Annotated in this window: 14 protein-coding genes; all 14 read left to right on the top strand. The window is 62.1% G+C overall.

From position 1 onward, the window contains the following. The first annotated feature begins 1 nt into the window (after window position 1). Window positions 2-2,467 carry a replication restart helicase PriA gene (gene priA, locus SOX55_RS08455; RefSeq protein WP_325287002.1) on the top strand — a complete coding sequence of 822 codons (2,466 nt, stop codon included), beginning with the start codon at window positions 2-4 and terminating at the stop codon, window positions 2,465-2,467. Window positions 2,468-2,488: 21 nt separating this feature from the next. Continuing rightward, a complete protein-coding gene (def, locus tag SOX55_RS08460) occupies window positions 2,489-2,989 on the top strand; it encodes a peptide deformylase (protein ID WP_325287003.1) in 501 nt (166 codons plus the stop codon). Further along, window positions 2,986-3,900: a methionyl-tRNA formyltransferase gene (gene fmt / locus SOX55_RS08465; protein WP_325287004.1), complete on the top strand. Its 915-nt coding sequence runs from the start codon at window positions 2,986-2,988 to the stop codon at window positions 3,898-3,900. The genes def and fmt overlap by 4 nt, the downstream gene beginning before the upstream one ends. 32 nt (window positions 3,901-3,932) lie before the next feature. Continuing rightward, a complete protein-coding gene (locus SOX55_RS08470) occupies window positions 3,933-4,679 on the top strand; it encodes a zinc metallopeptidase (protein ID WP_325287005.1) in 747 nt (248 codons plus the stop codon). Further along, on the top strand, window positions 4,676-6,001 hold the full coding sequence (gene rsmB, locus SOX55_RS08475; RefSeq protein WP_325287006.1) for a 16S rRNA (cytosine(967)-C(5))-methyltransferase RsmB: 1,326 nt from the start codon (window positions 4,676-4,678) through the stop codon (window positions 5,999-6,001). Before SOX55_RS08470 ends, rsmB begins: the two co-directional genes overlap by 4 nt. A 9-nt stretch (window positions 6,002-6,010) precedes the next feature. After that, window positions 6,011-7,054, top strand: a complete 1,044-nt coding sequence (rlmN, locus tag SOX55_RS08480) for a 23S rRNA (adenine(2503)-C(2))-methyltransferase RlmN (protein ID WP_325287007.1) — start codon at window positions 6,011-6,013, stop codon at window positions 7,052-7,054. Next, complete coding sequence (locus SOX55_RS08485) at window positions 7,051-7,788, top strand: Stp1/IreP family PP2C-type Ser/Thr phosphatase (protein ID WP_325287008.1); 738 nt, start codon at window positions 7,051-7,053, stop codon at window positions 7,786-7,788. Before rlmN ends, SOX55_RS08485 begins: the two co-directional genes overlap by 4 nt. Window positions 7,789-7,802: 14 nt before the next feature. Continuing rightward, on the top strand, window positions 7,803-9,779 hold the full coding sequence (gene pknB / locus SOX55_RS08490) for a Stk1 family PASTA domain-containing Ser/Thr kinase (RefSeq protein WP_325287009.1): 1,977 nt from the start codon (window positions 7,803-7,805) through the stop codon (window positions 9,777-9,779). Then, complete coding sequence (gene rsgA, locus SOX55_RS08495; RefSeq protein WP_325287010.1) at window positions 9,776-10,666, top strand: ribosome small subunit-dependent GTPase A; 891 nt, start codon at window positions 9,776-9,778, stop codon at window positions 10,664-10,666. Before pknB ends, rsgA begins: the two co-directional genes overlap by 4 nt. Before the next feature lie 103 nt (window positions 10,667-10,769). After that, the gene (locus tag SOX55_RS08500; RefSeq protein ID WP_325287011.1) at window positions 10,770-10,922 is read left to right on the top strand and encodes a hypothetical protein; all 153 of its coding nucleotides are present in this window, start codon (window positions 10,770-10,772) and stop codon (window positions 10,920-10,922) included. Window positions 10,923-11,199: 277 nt separating this feature from the next. Then, window positions 11,200-11,946 (top strand): peroxide stress protein YaaA, encoded by a 747-nt coding sequence (gene yaaA, locus SOX55_RS08505; RefSeq protein ID WP_325287012.1) that lies wholly within the window; start codon window positions 11,200-11,202, stop codon window positions 11,944-11,946. A gap of 3 nt (window positions 11,947-11,949) precedes the next feature. Beyond that, the gene (locus SOX55_RS08510) at window positions 11,950-13,023 is read left to right on the top strand and encodes a DUF5655 domain-containing protein (RefSeq protein WP_325287013.1); all 1,074 of its coding nucleotides are present in this window, start codon (window positions 11,950-11,952) and stop codon (window positions 13,021-13,023) included. 97 nt (window positions 13,024-13,120) lie between these two features. Next, window positions 13,121-14,659, top strand: coding sequence for a DUF3794 and LysM peptidoglycan-binding domain-containing protein (locus tag SOX55_RS08515; protein ID WP_325287014.1), 1,539 nt, complete (start codon window positions 13,121-13,123; stop codon window positions 14,657-14,659). 114 nt (window positions 14,660-14,773) lie between these two features. Further along, a complete protein-coding gene (spoIVA, locus tag SOX55_RS08520; protein WP_325287015.1) occupies window positions 14,774-16,252 on the top strand; it encodes a stage IV sporulation protein A in 1,479 nt (492 codons plus the stop codon). Window positions 16,253-16,255: the final 3 nt, after the last annotated feature.

Below are 16,255 nucleotides of genomic sequence, written 5' to 3' on the forward strand. Positions count from 1 at the left end.
AATGGAGAGCGCCGCGATTGCAAAAATAGCGGTGGCTGCCGCGCCCTATTCCATTGACAAACCCTATGATTATCTGATCCCGGAGCTGCTGCAGAATCAGGTCTGCCCCGGCGTCCGAGTCACTGTTCCCTTCGGGCGTGGTAACCGCAGCTCGGAGGGAATCGTTCTGAGTACGGAAACCGGCCCGAAGACGCCGGAGCTGAAAACCATTGGCGATGTGCTGGACCGGGAACCGGTGCTGGACAGCGAGGGCATTGCCCTGGCGCTGTTTCTGCGCCAGCGGTACTTCTGCACGCTGTACGAGGCGGTGCGGACCATTCTGCCGGCCGGGCTGTGGTATCAGTTCCGGGAATTCTGGCAGGTGGCGGATGGCCTGGACCGGGAGACGGCGGAGCAGCGCTCCGGCCGGATCAAGGGCGCTGCCGGCCCACTGGACTTTCTGTTTGCCAACGGCGGCAGGGGAGAGCTGGCGGCGCTGAAGGAGGCCTGCGGTGACGGCGTGGAGGAGACCCTGCGTGCCCTGTGCAGAAAGGGAATCCTGACATCGGAGACGGAGGCCCTCCGGAAGATCAGCGATAAAATGAAACGCATGGTGCACCTGGCTGTCAGCGCTGAGGACGCCATGGCGGAGGCGGAGCGGAAACGCCGGTCCGCGCCGCTGCGCAGCGAGGTACTGCGGCTGCTGGCGGTTTCCGGCAGCGCCGCCGCCAGCGATCTGTGCTATTACACCGGCGCTTCCGGTCAGACCCTCCGGGTCCTGGAAAAGGCGGGGTTTGTCACCTTTTCCGAGGTGGAGGAGCTGCGGCTGACCGCCGCGGAAGCGGTGGAGCCGGGCCCGCCCATTTTGCTGAATGACGAGCAGCAGCGGTCCTTTGACGCCATTGCGGACCTGACCCGTCAGGAAAAGGCTTCGGCGGTCCTGCTGTACGGTGTCACCGGCAGCGGTAAGACCCAGGTCTATATCCGCCTGGTGCAGGAGGTGCTGGCCCAGGGCCGGAACGCCATCGTCCTGGTGCCGGAGATCATCCTCACGCCTCAGATGATGCGGAAATTCACCTCCTATTTTGGCGATCAGGTGGTTATGCTCCACAGCTCTCTGCGGCTGTCGGAGCGGTATGACCAGTGGAAGCGCATCCGTCGGGGCGAGGTGCGGGTGGTGCTGGGGACGCGGTCCGCCGTGTTCGCGCCGCTGAACAACCTGGGCCTGGTGATTCTGGATGAGGAGCAGGAGGGCAGCTACCAGTCGGAGAATTCTCCCCGGTATCATGCCCGGGATGTGGCCAAGTTCCGCTGCGCCCGTTCCGGCGCTGTGCTGGTGCTGGGCTCCGCCACCCCGGCCATTGAGAGCGCCTACAGCGCCAAAGAGGGAATCTATCAGCTGCAGCAGCTGCAGCGGCGGTATAACGAACAGGCACTTCCGGAGGTTATGATTGCCGATATGCGCCGGGAAATCCGGGACGGGAACGCCGGTTCCGTCAGCCAGACCCTGAAGGCAGAGCTGGAGCGGAATCTGGAGCGGGGCGATCAGAGCATCCTGTTCCTCAACCGGCGGGGCAACAGCCGGATGCTGCTGTGCGGCGAGTGCGGCGGCGTGCCGGAGTGCCCCCGGTGCAGTGTACCGCTGACCTACCACTCCGCCAACGGACGGCTGATGTGTCACTATTGCGGCCACTCGGAGCGGGCTTCCGATGTCTGCCCCAACTGCGGCGGACGGATGAAGCACGTGGGCGTCGGCACCCAGAAGGTGGAGGAGGAGCTGCACCAGCTGTTTCCGGACTCGCCGGTGCTGCGGATGGACGCGGACACCGCCGGCAGCGGCCACGCCGCCATTCTGCGGCGATTTGAGAAGGAGAATATCCCCATCCTGCTGGGCACCCAGATGGTGGCCAAGGGACTGGATTTTGAGCGGGTGACGCTGGTGGGCGTTCTGTCGGCGGACCTGTCTTTGTATGTGGATAACTACCGGGCCGCCGAGCGGACCTTCAGCCTGCTGACCCAGGTGGTGGGCCGGGCGGGCCGGGGAGAAAAGACCGGCCGGGCCGTCATTCAGACCTATACGCCGGGCAACACGGTGATTTGTGCCGCCGCCCGGCAGGATTACCGGCAGTTTTACGACAGCGAGATCCGGATGCGCCGCATCCGCCGCTACCCGCCCTTCGCGGACCTATTCACCTTCACCGTCACCGGCGGCGACGAGAGCCAGGTGTGGAAGGGGGCGGCATGGGTCAAGGAGGAGCTGCGCCGCCTGGCGGCAGCCCCGGAGATGCGGGAGAGCCAGCCGGAGGTGCTGGGTCCGGCCCCCGCGCCGGTGGTCAAGGTCAACAACCGGTTCCGCTACCGGGTGACTCTGGTGGGAAAGAATGACCGGGCTACCCGGGAGCGGGTGTCCTGGCTGCTGAAGGCCTTTGCCGCCCGGCGGGAGCACCGGGGTCTGTCCGTGTTTGCGGACTGCAATACGATGGAATAATCATTCAGGAGGATGTACAATATGGCTTTGAGAACAATTGTTACCGAGGGAGACGAGTGCCTGCGGAAGGTCTGCCGCCCTGTCACTGCCTTCAACGCCCGGCTGCACCAGCTGCTGGACGATATGAACGACACCCTGGTGGAAGCCAGCGGCGCCGGCCTGGCCGCGCCTCAGGTGGGCGTCCTGCGCCGGGTCTGCCTGGTGCTGGATGAAGAGACCGGCGAATTCATTGAGCTGATCAACCCGGAGATCATCGCCCAGAGCGGCGAGCAGACCGGCCTGGAGGGCTGCCTCAGCGTTCCCGGCAAGTGGGGCATCGTTACCCGTCCCAACGTGGTGCGGGTCCGTGCCCAGGACCGGAACGGCGACTGGTTTGAGGCGGAGGGAGAGGGCCTGACGGCCCGCGCCTTCTGCCACGAGATCGAGCATCTGGACGGTCACCTCTATGTGGAGCACATTGACCACTTCCTCAGCGACGAGGAGCTGCAGGCCTATCTGGAAGAGGAAGAGGGCGAGGAATGAAGATTTTGTTCATGGGCACGCCGGAATTCGCGGTGGAATCCCTGCGGCGTCTCGTGGCCGACGGCCATGAGATCTGCGGTGTGTTCACCCAGCCGGACAAGCCCCGCAACCGCAATAAGGTGACATTTTCCCCGGTGAAGGAGTATGCCCTGTCCCGGAACCTGCCGGTTTACCAGCCTGTCAGCGTGCGGGAGGGAGAGGCTCTGGCGCTGGTGGAGCAGCTGGCTCCGGAGCTGATTGTGACGGCGGCGTACGGCAGGCTGCTGCCGGAGGAAATCCTGAATTATCCCCGCTATGGGGCCATCAACGTCCACGCGTCGCTGCTGCCCAAATACCGGGGCGCCGCTCCCATCAACTGGGCCATTCTCAACGACGAGCCCGTGGCCGGCGTCTCTGTTATGTATATGGTAAAGGCGCTGGACGCCGGTGATGTCATCCGGATGGAGCAGCTGCCGGTGGAGGACAATGACGCCCCCACGCTGACGGCGCGTCTGGCCGCTCTGGGCGGCGACGTTCTTTCTGCCGCCGTCCGGGACCTGGAGGCCGGGACGGCTGTCCGGACGCCCCAGGATGAGAGCCGGCACACCTATGCGTCCATGCTGGGACGGGAAATGTCCCCCATTGACTGGACCCGGCCTGCCCGGGCCATCCACTGTCAGATCCGGGGCCTGATTCCGTGGCCCTGCGCCTCCACGGACGCCATCAACGGCGAGATCATGAAGATCTACGCCGCGGAGGAGACGGGAGAGCGTACCTCTGCCACGCCCGGCACCGTTGTGGCGGCGGGAAAGCAGGGAATTGACATGGCCTGCGGAGACGGTAAGGTGCTGCGGATCAAGGAGCTGCAGGCCCAGGGCGGAAAGCGTATGGCTGCCGCCGCCTATCTGCTGGGCCATCCCATCCGGCTGTAACTTCCGCCGGAAGAACTGAAAAGGAGCGTTTTATGCCTTATTATTATGGTTACGGCTATGGCTACGGTACTTTTCTGGCCAATAATCTGTATTGCCTGCTGCTGATTCCGGTACTGCTGCTGTCCGTCTGGGCGCAGGTGAAGGTCTCCGGCAATTTCCGGCGGTATAACGCCGTGAACAACCGCCGCCGTATGACCGGCGCCCAGGCCGCTGAGGCGGTGCTGCGGGCCAACGGCATCTATGATGTGGGCATCCGCTGTGTCCGGGGCGAGCTGACGGACCACTACGATCCGCGGGATAACACCATTTACCTGTCTGAGAGCGTCTACGGCGCGCCTACCATCGCCGCAGTGGGCGTGGCCGCCCACGAGGCCGGTCACGCCGTTCAGTACGCCGTGGGCTATGGGCCGGTGCGGCTGCGGACTGCCATCATTCCCGCCACCAACATCGGCTCCAAATTCTCCTTCATTCTGTTCCTGCTGGGGATGCTGCTGTACAGCCAGCCCCTGTTTCTGGCGGGCATTCTGCTGTTTTCCCTGACCACGGTGTTTCAGCTGGTGACGTTGCCGGTGGAATTCAACGCTTCTCACCGGGCACTGGAGACCATTGAGGGCCGCCAGCTGCTGGCTGATGATGAGCTGCAGGGTGCCCGCAAAGTCCTGCAGGCGGCGGCACTGACCTATGTGGCGGCGCTGCTGATGTCCATGCTCCAGCTGATGCGGTACGTCCTGATCTTCCTGGCCCGCAGCGGAAGCCGACGCGGAGGAGGCCGGGAATGACGGCCACCGCGCGGAGCACCGCGCTGCAGGTCCTGTGCGCCATGAACCGGGCGGACGCCTGGGCGGACGCAGCCCTGAAGGCCCAGATCACCCGGGACCGCCTGTCACCCCAGGATGCTGCGCTGTGTACCCGGTTGGTGTACGGCGTGCTGCAGAATCGGATGCTGCTGGACTTCTGGCTCTCAGCCTACTGCACCCAGAAGCCGGACCATCTCCAGTTCCCGCTGCTGGACATCCTGCGGCTGGGGGCTTACCAGATCGTTTTTCTGGACAAAATCCCTGACAGCGCCGCTGTGAACGAGTCGGTGAATCTGGCCCGGCAGGCGGGGCGCGGACAGGCCTCCGGCCTGGTGAACGCCGTTCTGCGAAAAATTGTCCGGAATAAGAATGATTTACCAAAGCCTGACAGCAGAGATGCTGTACAGTATATCTCCCTTACGTATAGCCACCCCAAATGGCTGGTCAGGCGCCTGGTGAAGCTGCTGGGTGCGGAGGGAGCGGAGGCCTTCTGCAAAGCCAATAACGATGTGGCTCCCGTGACGGTTCAGGTCAATCCCCTGAAAACCACGCAGCCGGCGCTGCTGGAGGAACTGCGGGAGGCAGGCGTCGCCGCTGATTCCCATCCCTGGGTTCCCGGCTGTCTGGAGCTGACCGGCACGGGGAACCTGACGGCGCTGCCGGCGTTCCGGGAGGGAAAATTCCTGGTTCAGGACGGCGCTGCCCGTCTGGTGACACAAGCCGCTGCCCCCCAGCCGGGCTGGCAGGTGATTGACGTCTGCTCCGCCCCCGGCGGAAAGGCGTTCAGCGCCGCCATGGCCATGGGGGACCGGGGCAATATTCTGTCCTGCGATCTCCATGAAAACAAGCTGAAGCGGGTCCGGGAAGGAGCGGAGCGGCTGGGACTGCGCAGCATTCAGACTGTGGCTGCCGACGGGCGGACGTTCCGCCCGGAATGGGAGCGTGCCGCCGATCTGGTGCTGGTGGACGCCCCCTGTTCCGGTCTGGGCATTATCCGGAAAAAGCCGGAGATCCGCTACAAGCGGCCCGATAATTTCTTTGGCCTACCGGTGGTGCAGGCTGCCATTCTGGACAATGCCGCCCGCTATGTAAAGCCCGGCGGCACGCTGCTCTACTCCACGTGCACCATTCTGCCGGAGGAGAATGAGCAGATTACCGACGCGTTTTTGGCGGAACACCCGGACTTTTCCCGGGAAAACTTTGCACTGCCCCAGCCGGTGGGGGAGACGGACGGCCAGTTTACCTTCTGGCCCCACCTCCACGGCGTGGACGGCTTTTACATTTGCCGCATGAAACGGAACTGAGGAACAGCCATGACTGATTTGAAATCCATGACGCAGGAGGAGATGACCGCCTCCCTGAAAGCGCTGGGAGAGCCGGCCTTCCGGGGCAAGCAGATCTTCACCTGGCTCCACCGGGGCGCCACCTCCTTCGATGAAATGAGCAACCTGTCCAAGGCCCTGCGGGAAAAGCTGAAAGGGGAGTATCTCCTGACACCGCCCAGAGTGGCCCGGAAACAGGTCTCCCGGCTGGACGGCACCATCAAGTACCTCTGGGAGCTGAGCGACGGAAACTGCATCGAATCCGTTCTGATGCAGTACCATCACGGCAACACCGTGTGCATTTCCTCCCAGGTGGGCTGCCGCATGGGCTGCGCCTTCTGCGCCTCCACCGTTGCCGGAAAGGTGCGGGACCTGACTCCGGCGGAGATGCTGGACCAGGTGATTTTTACCCAGAAGGACTCCGGCCTGCCCATTTCCAATATCGTGCTGATGGGAATCGGTGAGCCCATGGATAACCTGAACACCGTGCTGCGGTTTCTGGAGCTGGTGAATCATACTGACGGGCTGAACATCGGAATGCGGCACATCTCCCTGTCCACCTGCGGCGTGATTCCCGGCATCGACCGCCTGGCGGACCTGGGGCTGCAGCTGACCCTCTCCGTGTCTCTCCATGCGCCGGACAGTGAGACCCGCTCCCGGATCATGCCGGTGAACCGGGCCTATGACGTGGAAAAGCTATTTGACGCCTGCCACCGGTATTTTCAGAAAACGGGACGGCGCATCTCTTTTGAATACGCCATGATTGACGGCGTCAACGATCAGGACTGGCAGGCGGACCTGCTGGCGAAAAAGATCAGGGGCATGCCGGGTCACGTGAATCTCATTCCGCTGAATGACGTGGTGGAAAGCCCCTTCAAGCCCTCAAAACGGGTGGCCGCGTTCCAGAAGCGTCTGGAATCCCACGGCATTACCGCCACGGTGCGCCGGAGCCTTGGAGGCGACATTGACGCCTCCTGCGGCCAGCTGCGGCGGAAGGCCATGGAAGAACAGAAGAAAGGGGTGGATGCTCCGTGAAAGTCTGGGAAATGACGGATATCGGTCTTGCGCGCAAGGATAATCAGGACGCTTACGGCGTGGAACTGCGGACGGAGACCGGACATACCATCTGTGTTGTCTGCGACGGTATGGGCGGCGCTGCCGCCGGCCAGTTGGCCAGCCAGCTGGCAGTCAGCACCTTCCTGCAGGAGCTGAAAAAGGTCCTGACGGCGGAGATGACGCCGGAGCAGCTGCGGGAGGCGTCTTCCTACGCCGTTTCGCTGGCCAACAGATCCGTTTATGAAAAATCGGAGAGCGCTCCGGAGCTGCGGGGCATGGGAACTACGCTGGTGTCCGCTGTCACCTGCGGCGGCAGCGTGGTCATCAGCAACGTGGGCGACAGCCGGGCGTACAGGGTAACCCCTGACGGAATCACCCGGATTACGAAGGATCACTCTCTGGTGGAGAGCATGGTGGACCGGGGCGACATCACCGCCGAAGAGGCCCGCCGCCACCCCAACCGCAATCTCATCACCCGGGCGCTGGGGCCGGATCCGGTGGCCGACTGTGACGGCTATATCACCCCGCTGAATCCCGGGGAGTACATTCTGCTCTGCACCGATGGTCTGATCGACACGGTGACGGATCAGGAAATGCTGTTTGAAATTATCCACGGCGACGGGCAGGACACCTGCCTCCAGCGTCTGCTGGAAATCGCCAAGGCCCACGGCGCGCCGGACAATGTGACGGCTGTGTTGATGCAGCAGGAATGAAAGGAGGGAATGGAATGGATCCTTACATCGGAAAAATGCTGGATAACCGCTACGAGATTCTGGAACGGATCGGCACCGGCGGCATGGCCGTGGTATATAAGGCCAAATGCCATTACCTCAACCGTCTGGTGGCTGTGAAGGTGCTGAAAAGCGACCTGGCCCAGGACAAGGAGTTCCGCCGCCGGTTCAATACCGAGTCCCAGGCAGTGGCGCAGCTGTCTCATCCCAATATTGTTTCCATCTATGATGTGTCCAAGGGCGGCGATATGGAGTATATCGTCATGGAGCTGATGGACGGCATCACGCTGAAGCAGTATATGGAGAAGCGCGGCCAGCTCAGCTGGCGGGAATCCCTCCACTTCATCACCCAGATTATGCGGGCGCTGTCCCATGCCCACAGCCGGGGCATTGTCCACCGGGACATCAAGCCCCAGAATATTATGGTCCTGCGGGACGGCAGCGTGAAGGTGACGGATTTCGGCATCGCTTGCCTGGAAAACGCCGCCCAGACCCTGACCCAGGAAGCCTTGGGCTCTGTCCACTATATTTCTCCGGAGCAGGCCCGGGGTGACCGGATCGATGCCCGCTCCGATATTTACTCCGCCGGCGTGGTGCTGTATGAGATGCTGGCGGGCCGTCTGCCCTTTGAGGGGGACTCCGCCGTCTCCGTGGCCATCCAGCACCTGTCCTCCATTCCGCTGCCGCCTCGGGAGATCAACCCGGATATTCCCGAGCAGCTGGAGCTGATCTGCATGAAGGCCATGGCGTCGGACATTGACCGGCGGTATGCCTCTGCCGATGATATGATCGCCGATCTGGAGGCCTTCCGCAAGAATCCCGGCGTGGACCTGGATTTCAACATGTCCGATGTCCGGCCGGTGGAAACGGATGAGCCGACCCGTCCCCTGAAAACGGCGGAGGTGGCTGCCGCTGCGGCTGCCGGCGGTGCCCGGCACGGAAGCCGTCCGGAGCCGCCCCGTCAGCGGGAGGACTATGGGGAGGAGCCGGAAGACCGCCGGCCCCCCAGCCGGAGAGCCCCGGTGGGACTGATTGCCGGTGTGTGCGTTCTGGCGGCGGTTGCCCTGGTGGTGGTATTGTTCCGGGGCATTTTCAGCTCCTTCGGCACCCAGAATCAGGCCTATACCGTTCCCAGAGTGCTGGGCTATACGGTGGAGCAGGCCCAGGAGCTGGCGGATGTCAAGGGGGTTTTTGAGGTGGTGGAAGTGGCCACGGCCCCCAGTGACGAGTACCGGCAGGGCCAGATTATGAAGCAGGACCCGGAGGCCGGCACCCAGATCAAGAGCGGCCTGGTGATCAAGGTCACCGTCAGTTCCGGCGAGGACAGTGACGTGATGATCGACGTGACCAATGAAACCTATCAGAACGCCACAAAGGTGCTGCTGAAGGACCTGATCCAGCGCTATGATCTGAAGATTGAGAAGATTGAGGAATCCTCCGATCAGGTGAATCAGAACTGCGTCATCCGGACGGACCCGGAGGTGGGCGCGCCGCTGAAAAAGGGCGATACCGTGAAGCTTTGGGTCAGCACCGGCCCCGGCGAGACTCCGGTTCCGCGGTTTGTGGGGCAGGACATCAGCACGGTGCTGCCTCAGCTGGAGAGCACCTGGAAGCTGACCTTCGGCGGGAAAACGGAGCAGGAGAGTGACCAGGCGGCCGGCATCATTCTGGAGCAGAGCATCCCGGACAACACCATGGTGGAGGTCAACACTCCCATTGCCTTTGTGGTCAGTTCCGGCCCTGCCCAGCAGCCGGAGGAAAAGACCGGTGAAGTTACCATCAGTCCGGAATTGCCCACAGACCGGGAGACCGTGGTTCTGCGGGTGGACCTGAACGGCGAGAAGATGTTTGAAAAAACGGTGGAGTGCAGCCAGGGCAACTATCCCGTGACCCTGTCCGGCACCGGTCTCGGCACTGTAACGTACTATTGGGACGGCGAGGTGCGCAACACCATTGAGGTGGACTTCTCATGACCGAGGGACGGATCCAGAAAGCCCTCAGCGGCTTCTATTATGTGGCCGCCGGAGATCAGATGCTGACCTGCCGAGCCAGAGGCAAGTTCCGAAAGGAGGGCGTTTCCCCCCTTGTGGGCGACATGGTGGAGGTCCGGGAACTGGGGAACGGCGAAGGCTTCGTGGAGCGCATTCTGCCTCGCCGCAACGCTTTTGAGCGCCCTGCCGTGGCCAATATCGACCAGTTGGTGATCATCGCCTCCGGCGCCATCCCCAAAACGGAGCCATACCTCATTGACCGGGTGGCCTCCATTGCGGCGCTGAAGGACTGCGGCGTGGTGGTGCTGCTGAACAAATGCGACCTGGACCCGGCCGACCGCCTGTATGACATCTACACCGCCGCCGGGTTCCCGACGCTGCGGGTCAGCGCGGAGACCGGGGATGGACTGGAGGAGCTGAAGCCCCTGATTTCCGGCAAGCTATCTGCCTTTACAGGTAACTCCGGCGTAGGGAAATCCAGCATTCTGAACGCGCTGGACCCGGAGTTTGACCTGAAGGTGGGAGAGGTCAGTCAGGCCCTGGGCCGCGGCCGCCATACCACCCGCCACGTGGAGCTGTATCATCTTTCCTGCGGCGCGGATGTGGTAGATTCCCCCGGTTTTTCCTCCTTCGAGACGGAGGAACTGAACCTGGAACTGAAGCGCCGCCTGCCGGAGACCTTCCAAGAATTCCGGCCCTATCTGGACGACTGCCGCTTTGTGGGGTGCAGCCATACCAAGGAAAAGGGCTGTGCCGTGCTGGAGGCCCTGCGGGCGGGAAAGATCCCCAAAAGCCGCCACGAAAGCTACCTGCGGCTTTACGAGGAGCTGAAACCGCTGCAGGAGTGGCAGCAGAAGAACAAGCGATAACGGACAGCCGCCGGCAAAAGCCGGCGGCTGTTTCTTCAGGCGGGGAGTGTCAGGCCAAGCAGGGGCCGTATATACTGAAACAGGAGAAAGGAGCGTGACGGATATGGGCGGGAGAGGCAGCTGCCGGATTCTTGGGATCTGCGCCGTGGCACTGGGCGCCGGGATCCTCATCGCGGCGATCTTTCCGGTGGGCGCCCTGCTGTTTCTGGTGGCCTTTCTTTTGATCGCCTGCGGCTGTGCCTGCTGCAGATATTGATGCGGGAAAGGAGCATATGTTATGCAGATCGTGGTCTGGAAGTCTCCCAAAACCTTTGGGCGCATTCTGCGCCGCTTGTTCAAAATCCGGGAGTGAGCCCTACATATGCGGAGAGGGACAGCCGGCAGGAGGGAAAGGACTCCTGCCGGCTGTGTGTTGTTTTCCTGTCCGGGGCAGAGAGGAAGGGAATGGGTTGACCTGGCTTCCCGCCGCATTTATAATGAGAACCGTGGTCTATTCAAATTCCTGCCGTTGACGGCGGTTTTCGGGAGTGCTTATGAGAATTATCATTTCTCCGGCCAAAAAAATGAATCGGAACGTGGACAGCTTTGCCTGCCGGGCCCTGCCCCGTTTCCTGCCCCGGGCGGAGCAGCTGTGCCGGCAGCTGCAGGGGATGACCTATGAGGAGCTGAAGGCGCTCTGGAAGTGCAACGACCGGATCGCGCAGCAGAATGTTGAGCGGCTGCAGTCCATGGACCTGCACCGGGGCCTGACTCCGGCGATTCTGGCGTATGAGGGCATCCAGTATCAGTACATGGCCCCCGGCGTCTTTACCAGCGAGGAGCTGGAGTACGTGCAGGAGCACCTGCGGATCCTGTCCGGGTTTTACGGCATCCTGCGGCCTTTTGACGGCGTGGTTCCGTACCGGCTGGAGATGCAGGCAAAGCTTCCCAATGAGAATGGAAAAGACCTTTACAGCTATTGGGGTAAAAGCATTGCGGATGCATTGTTCTCGGAAACGGACTGTGTGCTCAACCTGGCCTCCCGGGAGTACAGCCAATGCGTGTCGGCGCATCTGAAGGACGGCGTCCGGTTCGTCACCTGCCGGTTTTGCCAGCGGACCGGCGACAGCCTGACGGAAAAGGTCACCCTCTGCAAAATGGCCAGGGGAGAGATGGTGCGCTATCTGGCGGAGCGGCAGATTGAGTCGGTGGAGCAGGTCCGCACCTTTGACCGGCTGGGGTATCACTATGAAGAGGACGAGTCCGACGAGACCGTCTGTACGTTTGTGGCTGAGGGGTGAGGTATGCTGGAGATGAAAAAGTCTGTATTTGAGATTCAGCACATCCCCGCCGCGCTGTACGGAGAGCCCTCCGACAGGGTATATCTGTTCATCCACGGAAAATGCGGATGCAAGGAGGAAGCGGCGGAGTTTGCCGGAATCGTTTGCCCCCGGGGCTGGCAGGTACTGGGCATCGATCTGCCGGAGCACGGCAGCCGAAAGGCTGAGACCGGCACCTTCGATCCGTGGCACGTGATCCCGGAGCTGCAGGCGGTACTGGCCTATGCCGGAGAGCGCTGGAAGCGCATTGCCCTGCGGGCCAACAGCATCGGCGCCTGGTTCAGTATGCAGGCGTTTCAGGGCCAGGAATTGGAGCAGTGTTTGTTCGTTTCGCCCGTGGTGGATATGGAGCAGCTGATCCGCCGTATGATGCAGTGGGCCGGGGTGACGGAAGCGGAGCTGGAGGTCCGGGGCCGCATTGAAACCGACTTCGGGGAAACCCTGTCCTGGCAGTATTTTCAATACGCAAAGGAGCATCCCGTTGAAACCTTGCCCATCCGGACGGCCGTGCTGTATGCAGGGCAGGACAATCTGACACCGCGTCAGGAGATCACGGCGTTTTCAGAGCGGTTTGACTGTGACCTGACGGTGATGGAGGACGGGGAGCACTGGTTCCACACGCCGGAGCAGCTGGAGGTTCTGCGGCGCTGGGAGGCAGAGCATACCGCACCGGAACTGCAGGCGGAGGAAATCCTGTTCTTTGCCGGGAAGCCGGAGGAGCTGGACCTCTACACGGCGTTCCGAAACCGGCTGCTGGCGGAGGTGGGCGATGTCCGGATCAAGGTGTCCAGAACCCAGATCACCTTTTCCGGGAAATACGGCTTCGCCTTTGTGTCCCATCCGAGGCGGAAAAAGGATACCGGGATTCTGGTGTCCTTCGGCCTGTCCCACCGGCAGGAATCGGACCGGATCTGGCAGGCGTCGGAGCCGTATCCCGGCCGCTGGACCCACCATGTGATGCTGGGATGCCGGGCTGAGGCGGATGAAGAGCTGATGGGCTGGATCCGGGAAGCCTGGTGGTTTGCCAATACCAAGTAAAGCGCGGCCGGAGGACGCGCTGAAACAGCAGGAATAACCATCCGGAGGCATTCATATGCTTCAGTATGATATGAACGGCCGGGAAAGGATGGTTTCGATGGATTTGGAGTTGAAAAAAGACTGCTTTGACGCCTTTGACGCCGGGGCAGAGCAGATTCTGACACAGGAGGAAACGGCGGAGACAATCGTGCCGGACTACTGTCCGGACATTGCCCGGATCATCTCCGCGGAGGGAAAGGTGTTTCTCCACGACCGGGCGATCCGGGACGGAAGGGCGGAGGTGGCCGGCACCGTTCGCGTCTGCGTTCTCTACACGCCGGACGGGGAGAGTGGGATTCGCTCTCTGGAATTCGCCATGCCCTTTTCCGCCGAGACCGATGGAAAAGCCATGGGAGAGTGCGTCTTTCTGACGGCGGAGGCCGAGCCGGAGACGCTGGAAACCCGGATGCTGAATCCCCGCAAGGTGTTTACCCACTGCAAGCTGGTGCTGCGGCTGGTGGGCTATCGGAAAATGCCGCTGTGCTTTTCCACGGATGTGGAGGGCGGGGAGGAGCTGTGCCTGGAGCGGCAGCAGGAGACACAGCACACCACGCTTCTGACCCGGATTGCGGAAAAAGATTTCACCTTTTCCGATGAAATCACCCTGTCGCCGGGAAAGGACGGTGCTGCCGAAGTGCTGTCCAGCCGGATTACCCCGGTGGTGACAGAGACGAAGCTGGTGGGCAGTAAGCTGATTCTGAAGGGGACGTTTCCTGTCAGTGTTCTGTACCGCACCTCCGGCGGGCAGTGCGCCTCCGTCAGCGGTGAACTGCCCTTCTCCCAGATCATGGAGGTGGAGGGAGCGCCGGAAAACGCCGGCGTGTCCGTTTCCCTGCAGCTGACCGGCGTGGAAGTCCAGATCGGAGGCGCAGACCCGGAGGGACGGCAGATCGCAGTCAGCCTTTACGTCCACGCGGCGGCGCTTTTGCGGCAGGAGCAGACCATCACCCTCCTCAGCGATCTGTACAGCACCGCCTACAATGTCACCTATGAGGCGGAACCCCTTCAGCTGACAGACCGGTACGATACCCCGGTCCGCCGGCAGATGGTGCGGGAGGTGCTGGAAATCGGTGTGGTGGCGGACTCCATTCTGTCCCTTTCCGCCACCTGCGGCAGCGTTTCCGTGGGCCGGGAGGGAGACGGAACCATGCTGCGGACCGCGGTACTGGTGCGGGCGCTGTATCTGGACGAGGGCGGTGTCCCGCTGGTAACGGAGCGCCGGCTGGATGTCTCCTGCCAGATGGATATTCCGGAGGACTGCCGGGTAGTTCCCCGGGCCATTTGCCCGGATGAGGTGCAGGGCAGTCTGGGCGATCACGGAATTGAGGTGCGGTTTCCTGTGGAGTTTCAGGCGCAGGTCACCACACGGAAAAAGCGGGTCTGCCTTTCTACGGCCCGGATTGACATGGATACCCCCAAGGACCTGTCCGCGGCGCCGTCTCTGGTGCTGCGGGGCCTGGGCCGGGACGAGACGCTCTGGATGCTGGCCAAGCGACACAATACCACCGTGGGGGATATTCTGTCCGCCAACGGGCTGGAGAGCGAGGGGGACGTTCCCCGGGAAAAGCTGCTGCTGATCCCTAAAAAACGGGCATAATGCGTAACACGCAGCCGGTATCTGCCGGCTGCGTGTTTTTTGCCGCATACTTTTTCAGCCCCGCTCATACAGATGTAGCATGAAAACGTGGAGGGCTGAAAAGGACGGGATATTATGACAAATACATCCATCTATCAGAATATTGCCACCCGCACCGCCGGAGACATTTACATCGGGGTGGTAGGGCCGGTGCGCACGGGAAAATCCACCTTTATCAAGCGGTTCATGGAGACGCAGGTCATCCCCGGCATCGACAATGTCTACCGCCGGGAGCGGGCGCGGGATGAGCTGCCCCAGAGCGGGTCCGGCCGCACCATCATGACGGCGGAGCCGAAATTCGTGCCGGAGGAGGCCGTGGAGGTCCGACTGGAGGACGGCGCCGCCTTTTCCGTCCGGCTGATTGACTGCGTGGGCTATATGGTGCGGGGCGCCATCGGGCAGTTTGAAAATGACACGCCCCGTATGGTCACCACGCCCTGGTTTGACCACGAAATCCCCATGACGGAAGCGGCGGAGGTCGGAACCCGGAAGGTGATCACGGAGCACTCCACCATCGGCATTGTCATCACCACCGACGGGACGGTGGCGGATATCCCCCGGGAGGATTACGTGGAGGCGGAGGAGCGGGTGATCCGTGAGCTGCAGGAGCTGGGAAAGCCTTTTATTGTGCTGCTGAACTCCGCGGAGCCGGGTTCTGAGCGGGCCGGCGCCATCAGCCGGGACATCTCTGCCCGCCATCAGGTGAACTGCATGCCGGTCAACTGCCTGGAGCTGGGAGAGGAGGATGTGACCCGCATTCTCAAGGCGGTGCTCTATGAATTCCCCATGCAGGAGCTGGACCTGTTTCTCCCGCCGTGGGTGGACGCCCTTCCGGCGGATCACCCCATCAAAAGCGGGCTTTACGAGGCTGTGCGGGAGCATACCGCCCAGCTCCGCCACATCCGGGAGGTGGATGGCGTGGCCCGGACTCTGGGGGACTGCGAGAACATCAGCCAGGCGAAGATCACCAGCATCGACCTGGGTACCGGAATTGCCGCCATTGAGGTCCAGCTGCCCCGGACGCTGTTTTACCAGACCCTGTCTCAGCAGTCCGGCTTCTCTGTGGGAGATGACGGCGATCTGATGAGCCTGCTGACAAAGCTGTCTTCGGTGAAGGCGGAGTATGACAAGGTGGCCGAGGCGCTGAAGGATGTGCGGGAGACGGGCTACGGCATTGTGGTGCCCGGCATTGAGGAGCTGCGGCTGGAAGAGCCGGAGATTGTCCGGCAGGGAGGCCGCTACGGCGTGCGGCTGAAGGCCAGCGCACCCTCCATCCACATGATCCGGGCGGACATCGAGACGGCGGTCTCGCCCATTGTTGGCAACGAAAAGCAGTCTGAGGACATGGTGAATTACCTTCTTCAGGAGTTTGAGGGAGATACCCGGAAAATCTGGCAGTCCAACATCTTCGGCCGCAGCTTCCATGAGCTGGTGAACGAGGACCTGCAGAACAAGCTGCACCGCATGCCGGAGGATGCCCGGAAGAAGCTGCAGGAGACCCTGACCCGCATCATCAATGAGGGCAGCGGCGGCCTGATCTGCATCATTCTGTAATGA

It is taken from the genome of Dysosmobacter sp. (assembly GCF_034093755.1).
GTDB lineage: Bacteria > Bacillota > Clostridia > Oscillospirales > Oscillospiraceae > Oscillibacter.